The organism is Pseudomonas sp. JV449 (assembly GCF_032424295.1).
GTDB classification, from domain to species: Bacteria; Pseudomonadota; Gammaproteobacteria; order Pseudomonadales; family Pseudomonadaceae; genus Aquipseudomonas; species Aquipseudomonas marginalis.
The window spans coordinates 832,265-844,349 of the sequence record NZ_VYKD01000005.1 but is presented as its reverse complement, the minus strand read 5'-3'; the positions used below and the strand labels follow the sequence as shown (position 1 = coordinate 844,349).

The 12,085-nt window shown below is 62.4% G+C and carries 8 protein-coding genes; 1 reads left to right on the top strand and 7 read right to left on the bottom strand.

What is annotated here, in order from left to right:
* Nucleotides 1-37 precede the first annotated feature (37 nt).
* The 7 genes from cmk to mtnA form a co-directional block, all read right to left on the bottom strand.
* The gene (gene cmk, locus F6S08_RS09255) at nucleotides 38-727 is read right to left on the bottom strand and encodes a (d)CMP kinase (RefSeq protein ID WP_003172653.1); all 690 of its coding nucleotides are present in this window, start codon (nucleotides 725-727) and stop codon (nucleotides 38-40) included.
* A complete protein-coding gene (locus tag F6S08_RS09250; protein ID WP_065928289.1) occupies nucleotides 724-2,934 on the bottom strand; it encodes a bifunctional prephenate dehydrogenase/3-phosphoshikimate 1-carboxyvinyltransferase in 2,211 nt (736 codons plus the stop codon). The genes cmk and F6S08_RS09250 overlap by 4 nt, the downstream gene beginning before the upstream one ends.
* Nucleotides 2,935-2,962: 28 nt before the next feature.
* Nucleotides 2,963-4,075 carry a histidinol-phosphate transaminase gene (hisC, locus tag F6S08_RS09245; RefSeq protein ID WP_092359025.1) on the bottom strand — a complete coding sequence of 371 codons (1,113 nt, stop codon included), beginning with the start codon at nucleotides 4,073-4,075 and terminating at the stop codon, nucleotides 2,963-2,965.
* A gap of 9 nt (nucleotides 4,076-4,084) precedes the next feature.
* Complete coding sequence (gene pheA / locus F6S08_RS09240; RefSeq protein ID WP_003172650.1) at nucleotides 4,085-5,179, bottom strand: prephenate dehydratase; 1,095 nt, start codon at nucleotides 5,177-5,179, stop codon at nucleotides 4,085-4,087.
* Nucleotides 5,179-6,264 carry a 3-phosphoserine/phosphohydroxythreonine transaminase gene (gene serC, locus F6S08_RS09235; RefSeq protein ID WP_065928115.1) on the bottom strand — a complete coding sequence of 362 codons (1,086 nt, stop codon included), beginning with the start codon at nucleotides 6,262-6,264 and terminating at the stop codon, nucleotides 5,179-5,181. Before serC ends, pheA begins: the two co-directional genes overlap by 1 nt.
* 212 nt (nucleotides 6,265-6,476) lie before the next feature.
* The gene (gyrA, locus tag F6S08_RS09225; RefSeq protein WP_065928116.1) at nucleotides 6,477-9,131 is read right to left on the bottom strand and encodes a DNA gyrase subunit A; all 2,655 of its coding nucleotides are present in this window, start codon (nucleotides 9,129-9,131) and stop codon (nucleotides 6,477-6,479) included.
* Nucleotides 9,132-9,553: 422 nt separating this feature from the next.
* Entirely contained in the window at nucleotides 9,554-10,624 is a 1,071-nt protein-coding gene (gene mtnA, locus F6S08_RS09220) for an S-methyl-5-thioribose-1-phosphate isomerase (RefSeq protein WP_315871540.1), read from the bottom strand.
* 109 nt (nucleotides 10,625-10,733) lie between these two features.
* Here mtnA and F6S08_RS09215 point away from each other — a divergent pair, with 109 nt between their 5' ends.
* Nucleotides 10,734-12,065 carry a TRZ/ATZ family hydrolase gene (locus F6S08_RS09215; RefSeq protein ID WP_315871539.1) on the top strand — a complete coding sequence of 444 codons (1,332 nt, stop codon included), beginning with the start codon at nucleotides 10,734-10,736 and terminating at the stop codon, nucleotides 12,063-12,065.
* Nucleotides 12,066-12,085 lie beyond the last annotated feature (20 nt).

Sequence of the window (12,085 nt, the reverse complement as noted above, 5' to 3'; positions counted from 1 at the left end):
CCGCAGGACTATGACTGGTCCCCTGCGGCCTTCTTGATCACCCGGCGATATCGCGAATGGCGATTTCACTCAAGATGCGTTCCAGCACCTGCTCGATGGACAACTCCGTGGAATCCAGCTGTATGGCATCAGCCGCCGGCTTGAGCGGGGCTACTGCGCGCTGGGTATCACGCTCATCGCGTGCACGGATCTCATCTAGCAGACTCGACAGACTAACACCATCGACTTTGCCCTTCAACTGCAAGTAGCGGCGGCGAGCCCGCTCCTCGGCGCTGGCGGTCAGGAAAATCTTCAGCGGCGCCTCGGGAAACACCACCGTGCCCATGTCGCGGCCATCGGCCACCAGCCCCGGCGGCTCCTGGAAAGCCCGCTGACGCTGCAACAGCGCATCACGCACCGCAGGCAGCGCGGCAACCTGGGAGGCCCAGGAGCCGACCTGCTCGTTACGCAGGTCATCGGTCACATCGTCCCCTTCCAGGATGATGCGCTGGGGATGACCTTCCGTCGCGCCGACGAACTGCACATCGAGGTGCGCGGCCAGCAGCTTCAGGGATTCTTCGTTGGTCAGGTCGACGCCATGGTTGCGTGCGGCAAACGCCAGCAGGCGGTACAACGCGCCGGAATCCAGCAGGCACCAGCCCAGGCGCTTGGCCAGGATGCCGGCGATCGTGCCTTTGCCCGAGCCGCTTGGCCCGTCGATGGTAATCACCGGTGCTTTGATATTCACAATTGAGCCTCTTGGGCAACACGGATGCCGACTTGGGCACACAGTGTAAGAAAGTTCGGAAAAGACGTAGCAACATTGGCGCAGTCATGGATACGAATCGGCGCAGCCGCCCGCAGGGAAGCCACGCTGAAGGCCATGGCAATCCGGTGATCGCCATGGGCATGGACTTCACCACCGCCCATCAGGCCACCGTCAATGATAATCCCATCGGCGGTCGGTTCACACTTCACTCCCAACACCTGCAGACCGTCGGCCATGACCTGGATACGGTCGGACTCCTTAACACGCAACTCTTCGGCGCCCCGCAAAATGGTCCGGCCTTCAGCGCAGGCGGCCGCGACGAACAACACCGGGAATTCATCAATAGCCAGGGGCACCAGCGCTTCTGGAATCTCGATACCCTTCAATACAGCTGCCCGCACCCGCAGGTCAGCGACAGGCTCGCCACCCACTTCGCGCGGGTTTTCCAAGGTGATATCGGCCCCCATCAACCGCAGGATATCGATCACCCCGGTGCGGGTCGGGTTGATGCCGACATGCTCCAGCAACAACTCGGAGCCCGCGGCAATCGAAGCCGCCACCAGGAAGAATGCCGAAGAGGAGATGTCCCCCGGCACTTCAATATGGGCAGCCGTCAGTACATGACCCGATTCCACCGATGCGGTAGCGCCTTCCACCGCAACCGGGTAACCAAAACCGCGCAACATACGCTCGGTATGGTCACGGGTCGGCGCAGGCTCGGTCACTGCGGTTTGACCTTCGGCATACAGCCCCGCCAGCAACAGGCACGATTTGACCTGGGCACTGGCCATCGGCATTGCATAGCTCATGCCTTTGAGCGCCTGGCCGCCACGAATGGTCAGCGGCGGACGCCCTTCCGGCCCGGTCTCGATCACCGCACCCATGTCCCGCAATGGCTTGGCCACGCGGTTCATCGGGCGCTTGGACAGGGAAGCATCGCCGGTCAACACGCTGTCAAAGCGTTGTGCCGCCAACAAACCGGACAGCAGGCGCATGGACGTACCGGAATTGCCCAGGTAAATCGGCCCCGGCGCCGGCTTCAAGCCGTGCAAGCCCACACCGTGAATGGTCACGCGCCCATGGTGCGGCCCTTCAATCACCACACCCATGTCGCGAAACGCCTGCAGGGTCGCCAGGGCGTCTTCACCCTCAAGGAACCCTTCCACCTCCGTCACGCCCTCGGCCAACGAGCCGAGCATGATCGAGCGATGGGAGATCGACTTGTCACCCGGCACCCGGATACGCCCGCTCAAGCGGCCGCCCGGGTTGGCGAGGAAAGTCAGGTCATCGGCGTTCACAGCGGTTTCCATATAGGCCCGGCGAGCCAGGATCTTGCTGAAATGCTCACGCGCCACACGCGCACGGGTGAACACGCCCAATAATTGATGGCCATCCCCGGCATCGACCGCGTCGCGCAAGGCGTCGAGGTCACTGCGGAAGGTGTCCAGGGTGCGCAACACCGCTTCGCGATTGGCGAGAAAGATGTCGTGCCACATCACCGGATCGCTGCCGGCAATCCGCGTGAAATCGCGGAAGCCACCGGCGGCGTAACGGAAAATCTCGAGGTTTTCGTTGCGCTTGGCCAGGGAGTCCACCAGGCCGAATGCCAACAGATGGGGCAAATGACTGGTCGCCGCCAGCACTTCGTCGTGGCGTTCGACCTGCATATGCTCCACGTCCGCCCCCAGCTCACGCCAGAGACGATCCACCACCGCCAGCGCGGCCGGATCGGTTTGTTCCAGCGGCGTCAGGATCACTTTATGGCGGCGGAACAGCTGCGCATTGGACGCTTCCACCCCGCTCTGCTCGGAACCGGCAATCGGATGGCCCGGCACAAAACGCGACGGCATGCCGCCAAAAGCCTGTTGCGCGGCCCGCACCACATTGCCCTTGGCACTGCCGACGTCGGTCAGGATCGCCTGGCCCAGGTCCATGCCGGCCAATACCGCCAGCAGTTTCTCCATGGCCAGGATCGGCACAGCGAGCTGGATGACGTCAGCCCCCTGGCACGCCAGCGCCAGGTCCGCCTCGCAGCGATCCACCACACCCAACTCCACCGCCAGCTTGCGCGATTGCGGGTCCAGGTCCACACCGACTACTTCGCCGCACAGCCCGCTTTCGCGCAGGCCTTTGGCGAAGGAGCCACCGATCAAGCCCAGGCCGACCACCACCAGGCGACCGATCATAGGCACGGCAGGTTGCAATGCAGTGACATCAACCACGAGCCAGGACCTTGGCCAGCGCCTCCAGGAAGCGGCTGTTTTCAGCCGGCAAGCCGATGGTGATCCGCAGGTGGTTCGGCATGCCGTAGTTGGCCACCGGCCGCACGATCACACCTTCGCGCAGCAGCCCCTGGAATACCGGGGCGGCCACTTGACCAAGGTCGACACAGATGAAGTTGCCCTTGGAGGGAATCCAGCCCAGGCCCAACGCACGGAAGCCATCCTGCAACTGCAGCATGCCGCTTGCGTTGATGCGGCGACCTTCTTCCAGGTACTCGGCATCCTTCACCGCCGCACAGGCTGCCGCCAGGGCGAGGCTGTTGACGTTGAACGGTTGGCGCACGCGGTTCAGCACATCGGCCACCACCGCTGTCGACAAGCCATAGCCAACCCGCAGCGAGGCCAGGCCATAGGCCTTGGAGAAGGTGCGCGACACCAGCAGGTTCGGGTAGGCCGCCAGGAAATCCAGGCCGTTCGGCAGGTCGCTGCCTTCGGCGTACTCGATGTAGGCCTCGTCCAACACCACCAGTACATGCTCAGGCACGTCCTGCAGGAAGTCGTTGAGCGCCTGCGCATCGAACCAGGTGCCGGTCGGGTTGTTCGGGTTGGCGATAAACACGACGCGGGTCTGGGCGTCGATGGCGGCCAGCATGGCCGGCAGGTCATGGCCCCAGTCCTTGGCAGGAATCACGCGGGCGTCGGCACCGACCGCCTGGGTGACGATCGGGTAGACCGCAAACGCGTGCTCGCTGAACACGGCGTTCAGGCCCGGCGCCAGGTAGGCACGCCCGACCAGCTCGAGTATGTCATTGGAACCGTTGCCCAGGGTGACCTGGTTCAGCTCGACCCGGCATGTTTCTGCCAACAGGGACTTGAGGGCGAAGCCATTGCCGTCCGGGTAACGCGTCAACTCGGCCAATTCTTCGCGAATCGCCGCCAATACCTTGGGGCTTGGGCCCAGTGGGTTCTCGTTACTCGCCAGCTTGACGATCTTGGAGGGGTCCAGGTTCAACTCACGCGCCAGCTCGTCCACAGGCTTGCCCGGAACGTAAGGCGACAGTTGTTGCACGCCCGGCTGGGCCAGGGCGAGGAAGTTGCCACTCATGTTAAAGCCTCACAAAACCGCTTTCGGGTAAGAGCCCAGCACCTTGAGTGCCACGGCTTCCTGACTGATCTTCTCCAGCACGCCCTTGACCAGCGGATCGCGGTGGTGGCCAATGAAGTCGATAAAGAACACGTAAGTCCATTTACCGCTGCGCGAAGGACGTGTCTCGATGCGCGTCAGGTCAATCCCGTTGTCGTGGAACGGCACCAGCAGCTCATGCAGCGCGCCGGGCTTGTTGCTCATGGAGACGATGATCGAAGTCTTGTCGTCGCCGGTCGGCGGCACTTCCTGGCTGCCGATCATCAGGAAACGCGTGGAGTTGTCCGGGCGATCCTCGATTTTCTCGGCCAGGCGCGTCAGGCCATACAGGCCTGCCGCCATATCACCGGCGATCGCCGCCGAATTCCATTCACCCTTGACCCGCTTGGCCGCTTCGGCGTTGCTGGACACCGCCACGCGCTCGACATTCGGGTAATGCGCATCCAGCCACTTGCGGCACTGGGCCAGGGACTGCGCGTGGGAATAGATGCGGCTGATGCTGTCGGTCTTGGTGTTCTCACCCACCAACAAGTGATGGTGGATGCGCAGCTCGACTTCGCCGCAGATCACCATGTCGTGCTCAAGGAAGCTGTCCAGCGTGTGGTTGACCGCGCCTTCGGTGGAGTTTTCCACCGGTACCACGCCAAAGTTCACCGCGCCGGCCGCCACTTCACGGAACACCTCGTCGATGGCCGCCATCGGCTTGCTGATCACCGCATGGCCGAAGTGCTTCATGGCCGCCGCCTGGGTGAAGGTGCCTTCCGGGCCGAGGTAGGCCACTTTCAGCGGCTGCTCGAGCGCCAGGCACGACGACATGATTTCACGGAACAACCGCGCCATCTCTTCGTTGCCCAGCGGGCCCTTGTTACGCTCCATGACGCGCTTGAGCACCTGGGCTTCACGCTCCGGCCGGTAGAACACCGGCACTTCGCCCTCCGCCAGGGACGCCATCTTCACCCGTGCCACTTCCTGGGCGCAGCGCGCACGCTCACTGATCAGCTCCAGGACTTTCTCGTCCAGGCTGTCAATGCGTACACGCAGGGCCTTGAGTTCTTGTTCAGACATTAGCCGTGTTCCTTTTCGAACTCTGCCATGTAGGCAACCAGCGCATTGATCGCGTGAATGTCCACAGCGTTGTAGATGGAGGCGCGCATGCCACCTACCGAACGGTGACCCTTGAGGTTCAGCAGGCCACGGGCGTCGGCACCGGCCAGGAATGGCTTGTCCAGGCGGTCATCGGCCAGGCGGAACGGCACGTTCATCCACGAGCGGTCGGTGAGGTTGATCGGGTTGCTGTACAGGCCGCTGGCGTCGATGAAGTCGTACAGGGTGCGCTTCTTCTCTTCGTTGAGCTTGCCCATGGCCGCCACGCCGCCCTGCTCCTTCAGCCACTCGAACACCAGGCCCGACAGATACCAGGCGAAGGCCGGCGGGGTGTTGTACATCGAGCCGTTGTCGGCCGCGACCTTGTAGTTGAGCATGGTCGGGCACAGTGAACGGGCGCGACCCAGCAGGTCCTCACGCACGATATTGACCAGGATGCCGCTCGGGCCGATGTTCTTCTGCGCGCCGGCGTAGATCATGCCGTAGCGCGACACATCGATAGGCCGCGAGAGGATGTCCGAGGACATGTCGCACACCAGCGGAACGTCGCCGACTTCCGGCACCCAGTCGAACTCCAGGCCGCCAATGGTTTCGTTCGCGACGTAGTGCACGTAGGCCGCGTCCTTGGACAGCTTCCATTCGTTCTGACCGGGAATGGCGAAGTAGTCGTAGGGCTTGGCGGTGCCGGCCACGTTGACGTGACCATAGCGCGAGGCCTCTTCAATGGCCTTCTGCCCCCAGATACCGGTGTCGATGTAGTCGGCAGTGCCGCCTTCCGGCAGCAGGTTCAGCGGGATCTGGGCGAACTGCTGGCTCGCGCCGCCTTGCAGGAACAGCACTTTGTAGTTGGATGGAATGTCGAGCAAGTCGCGCAGATCCTGCTCGGCCTTGGTGGCAATGGACACGAACTCATCGCTGCGATGGCTCATTTCCATCACGGAGAGGCCTTTTCCATGCCAGTCGAGGAGTTCACCCTGCGCACGCTGCAGGACTGCTTCAGGAAGCGCCGCGGGACCGGCACAGAAGTTATAGGCTCTCTTGCTCACATCCAATCTCTCTGATCTGGTGGGACTGAAATCAAACACGGTAGGAGCGAGCTTGCTCGCGAAAAACCCGAGAGCGCAAGGGCACATCAGGCAGCTCGCGTTATCGTTGACGATTTTCGCGAGCAAGCTCGCTCCTACAGGGGGCGGCGTTGTTCTTTCAAAGGGGACAAACAACAAGGGGGCGAATCTTCATCCGCCCCCTGTGTGTCCGCTTATTCCTGCGGTTCTTCTTCGTCTGCGGCAGCATCGAGGGTTGGCTCGTCGACGCTGTCATCGCCGGTTGCGATCACCTCGCCTTCGAACTCCTCACCTTCCAGCTCTTCGCCTTCGACTTCCGATGGTTCCTGGACACGCTCCAGGCCGACCAGTTTTTCGTCCTTGGCCAGTTTGATCAAGGTCACACCCTGGGTGTTACGGCCCAGGCTCGACACTTCGGCCACACGGGTACGCACCAGGGTGCCCTGGTCGGAAATCAGCATGATTTCCTCGCCATCGAGCACCTGGACCGCGCCGACCAGACGGCCGTTGCGGTCGTTGCTGACCATGGCGATAACGCCCTGGCCGCCACGCTTGTACTCCGGGAACTCGCTGATGGCGGTGCGTTTGCCATAACCACGCTCGGAAGCGGTGAGGATCTGGCTGCCTTCTTCCGGGATCAGCATCGAAATCAGCTTCTGCCCTTCCGGCAGGCGCATGCCGCGCACACCGCGGGCGGTACGGCCCATGGCGCGAACGTCGGATTCCTTGAAGCGAGTGACCTTGCCGCCGTCGGAGAACAGCATGACTTCACGCTCGCCATCGGTAATGGCCGCGCTGATCAGCACGTCGCCTTCGTCCAGCTCCAGGGCGATCAGGCCCACGCTGCGCTGGCGGCTGAAGGATTCCAGCGGGGTCTTCTTCACGGTGCCTTTGGCGGTGGCCATGAAGATGAAGTGACCTTCGGTGTATTCCTCGACCGGCAGCATGGTGGTGATGTATTCATCACTGTCCAGCGGCAGCAGGTTGACCAACGGACGACCACGGGCAGCGCGGGAGGCTTCCGGGATTTCGTAGGTCTTGAGCCAGTACACCTTGCCCTTGCTGGAGAACAGCAGCAGCGTGGTGTGGCTGTTGGCGACAAGCAGGTGGGCGATGTAGTCCTCATCCTTCACGCCGGTAGCCGATTTACCTTTACCACCACGACGCTGGGCCTGGTACGCAGCCAATGGCTGGGTCTTGGCATAGCCACCGTGGGAGATGGTCACCACGCGCTCTTCTTCCGGGATCATGTCACCCAGGGTCAGGTCGAGGCGCGCATCGAGGATTTCGGTGCGGCGCACGTCGCCGTATTCGGCGCGGATCACTTCCAGTTCTTCGCGGATCACTTCCATCAGGCGCACGGCGCTGTTGAGGATGCGGATCAGCTCGCCGATCTGGTTGAGGATCTCCTGGTACTCGGCCAGCAGCTTCTCGTGCTCCAGGCCGGTCAGGCGGTGCAGGCGCAGCTCCAGGATAGCCTGGGCCTGTTCCGGCGACAGGAAGTACTTGCCATCGCGCAGGCCGTATTGCGGGTCCAGGGTCTCCGGGCGGCACGAGTCGGCACCGGCACGTTCAACCATCGCCACCACGGCGCTGGATTCCCATGGCATCTTGATCAGGGCTTCCTTGGCTTCCGACGGCGTCGGCGAGGCCTTGATCAGGGCGATGACCGGGTCGATGTTCGACAGCGCTACAGCCTGGCCTTCCAGGATGTGACCGCGTTCACGAGCCTTGCGCAATTCGAACACGGTACGGCGGGTCACCACTTCGCGACGGTGACGTACGAAGGCTTCCAGCAGGTCCTTGAGGTTCAGGATGCGTGGGCGGCCGTCGATCAGTGCGACCACGTTGATACCAAACACGCTTTGCAGCTGGGTCTGGGCGTAGAGGTTGTTGAGGATCACCTCAGGCACTTCGCCACGACGCAGCTCGATCACCACGCGCATACCGTCTTTGTCGGATTCGTCGCGCAGCTCGGTGATGCCTTCGAGTTTCTTCTCTTTAACCAGCTCGGCGATCTTCTCGATCAGACGCGCCTTGTTCAACTGGTACGGGAGTTCGGTGATGACGATCTGCTGGCGGCCACCGACCTTGTCGATGTCCTCGATGATCGAGCGGGCGCGCATGTAAATACGGCCGCGACCGGTGCGGTAGGCTTCGATGATGCCGGCGCGACCGTTGATGATCGCAGCGGTCGGGAAGTCCGGGCCCGGGATGTATTGCATCAGCTCATCGACGGTCAGCTCAGGGTTGTCGATAAGGGCCAGGCAACCGTCGATGACTTCACCGAGGTTGTGCGGCGGGATGTTGGTGGCCATGCCCACGGCGATACCGCTGGAACCGTTGACCAGCAGGTTGGGGATCCGGGTCGGCATGACCGCCGGGATCATTTCGGTGCCGTCGTAGTTCGGCACCCAGTCCACGGTTTCTTTATGCAGGTCGGCCAGCAGCTCGTGCGCCAGCTTGGTCATGCGCACTTCGGTGTATCGCATGGCCGCGGCGTTGTCGCCGTCGACCGAACCGAAGTTGCCCTGGCCGTCTACCAGCAGGTAGCGCAGGGAAAACGGCTGGGCCATCCGAACGATGGTGTCGTACACCGCAGTGTCGCCGTGAGGGTGATACTTACCGATCACGTCACCGACAACACGGGCAGATTTCTTGTACGGCTTGTTCCAGTCGTTACCCAGCTCGCTCATTGCGAACAGCACACGCCGGTGCACGGGCTTCAAGCCATCGCGCGCATCAGGCAGTGCCCGACCGACAATTACGCTCATCGCGTAGTCGAGGTAGGACTGTTTCAGCTCGTCTTCGATATTGACCGGGAGGATTTCTTTGGCCAGTTCGCCCATGAGAAGCCTGATTCCTTTTTCGGGTGAAACCTCGTCGCGTCCATATGGGACGAACGAAGCTCGCCGTCGCCGGCACACTGCCTGACAACGACTTACGACAAATCAACGAGTTATGACACGGATCTGCACGTTATGGACAACCCCTGGGGGCGGCCCTGGAAACCGCCGGATGTTATCACAATCGCCGCCACGCACCTATCCCCCTGATGCGCATGGAGACTAGTAATTTGACGGATGACAGGCTTGAAGAGGACCAGAGGGGCTCAGAGATGGGGTGGTGCTTTTTTTTGAGGGCGGATCCGAGGGTTTTATTGACTTTCCGGGCCAATCGGGGGCAAGCCCCCTCCCACACTTTAATTGTGAACAGTCAAAATGTGGCAGGGGGCTTGCCCACGATAGCCATTTCACAGACACCACAGCCCTCAATGCAGCCGCTTACGGCACATCAGCTTGGCCAATTTCGCCGTATCCGGCCGCTCAACCACGCCCTTCTCAGTCACGATCACATCGATCAGGTCGGCCGGGGTCACATCAAATACCGGATTAAACGCATTGACCTCCAAGCGCTGCCCCATGACCTCCAGCAGTTCACCGGGATCGCGCTCCTCCAGGGCCACATCGTCACCAGTGGCCATCATCAGGTCCAGGCTCGAACTCGGCGCCACCACCATGAAACGCACGCCGTGGTGCATGGCGCACACCGCCAATTGATAGGTGCCGATCTTGCTGATCACATCGCCATTGGCGGCAATGCAATCGGCGCCGACGATCACCCAGGTGATGCCCTTGGTCTTGAGGAGATGCGCGCCGGCGGAGTCGGCATTCACGGTGACCGGGATCCCCTCGCCCGCCAGTTCCCAGGCGGTCAGCCGCGAGCCTTGCAGCCATGGGCGGGTTTCATTGGCGTAGACGTGCTCGACCAAGCCTTCCAGGAACGCCGCGCGAATCACCCCGAGGGCCGTGCCGACACCGCCGGTTGCCAAGGCGCCGGCGTTGCCATGGGTCAAGATCGCCTGGGCATTGCCCTGATGCTTGCGAATCCGCTCAACGCCCAACTGGGCCATGACGAGGTTGGCTTCCCGGTCGCTTTCATGGATAGCGATCGCTTCGGCCTCCAGCACCGCCAGCGGATCGGCGTGCTTCTTGACGCGATCCAGGCGATCGCGCATGCGCTTGAGCGCCCAGAACAGGTTCGAGGCGGTCGGACGGGTATCGGCCAGTAGTGCGTAGTCCTCTTCCCAGGCGGCCTGCCAGTCACCGCCCTCGGCGATACGCTCGCGAGCGGCGAGCACCAGGCCATAGGCCGCGCTGATGCCGATCGCCGATGCGCCACGCACCACCATGGCGCGAATGGCCGCAGCCACTGCATCGACCGTGGAGCAGGCCACCCAGTGTTCCTGGGACGGCAGGGCGCGTTGATCGAGCAGGTGCAGCGTGCCATCACGCCAATCGATGGCCTTCACTTTCTCCGCTGCCAACAGTCGATCGCGCATCCGTCACCCCGTACTCATCAACAAAAGCCGCCGATTATAGCGATCCGCCAGCCAGGACGCTCGGGTATACTTCGCGCTTCTTTTATAGCTGCCCGGGAAGAAGCCTGCGATGACCTCCACTGCCGCCCCGCTCGACTTATTGCTACTGCCAACCTGGCTGGTACCTGTCGAACCCGCCGGCGTGGTGCTCAAGGACCATGGCGTGGGCATCCGCAATGGGCGTATCGCCTTTATCGGTCCACGGGCTGCGGCGTTGAAGCTGTCGGCCACTGAAGTGCGCGAACTGCCGGGCATGCTGCTCAGTCCCGGCCTGATCAACGCCCACGGGCATGCGGCGATGAGCCTGTTTCGCGGCCTGGCCGATGACCTGCCCTTGATGACCTGGCTGGAAAAACACATCTGGCCCGCCGAAGCCAAGTGGGTCGACGAGGCCTTCGTGCGTGACGGCACCGACCTGGCCATTGCCGAGCAGCTCAAGGGCGGCATCACCTGCTTCTCGGACATGTACTTCTACCCCAAGGTCGCCAGCGATTGCGTGCACAACAGCGGCATGCGTGCGCAGATCGCGATTCCGATCCTCGACTTCCCGATTCCCGGCGCCGGCACCGCCGATGAGGCGATCCGCCAGGGCATCGAGCTGTTCGGCGACCTCAAGCACCATCCGCGCATCAAGATCACCTTCGGCCCCCACGCGCCCTACACGGTGTGCGATGCCAACCTGGAAAAGATCCGGGTCATCGCCGAAGAGCTGGACGCCGCGATCCATATGCATGTGCATGAAACCGCTTTCGAGGTACAACAGGCCGTCGAACAGACCGGCGAGCGGCCGTTGGCGCGCCTGGGACGCCTCGGCTTGCTGGGCCCGCGCTTCCAGGCCGTTCATATGACCCAAATCAGCGAGGACGACCTGGCTTTGCTGGTAGAAAGCAACACCAGCGTGATCCATTGCCCGGAATCGAACCTGAAACTGGCCAGTGGCTTCTGCCCGGTGGAGCGTCTATGGCAGGCGGGCGTCAATGTGGCCATCGGCACCGATGGCGCCGCCAGTAACAACGACCTGGACCTGCTGGGTGAAACCCGTACCGCCGCGATGCTGGCCAAGGCCGTCGCGGGTTCGGCCACCGCCCTGGACGCCCACCGTGCGCTGCGCATGGCTACGCTCAACGGTGCGCGTGCCATGGGCCTGGAAAGTGAAATCGGCTCCCTGGAAGTGGGCAAGGCGGCGGATATGGTCGCCTTCGATCTGACGGGGCTGGCGCAACAACCGATCTACGATCCGGTCTCACAGCTTATATATGCCACCGGACGCGATTGCGTGAAACACCTTTGGGTCGCCGGCAAGCAGTTGCTCGACGACCGGCAACTCACCCGCATGGATGAACAACAGTTGACCGCCACGGCCATTGCCTGGGGAAAACGCATCGGCGGGCACACCGAATAACGCTGGCTCTGAACCTGCGT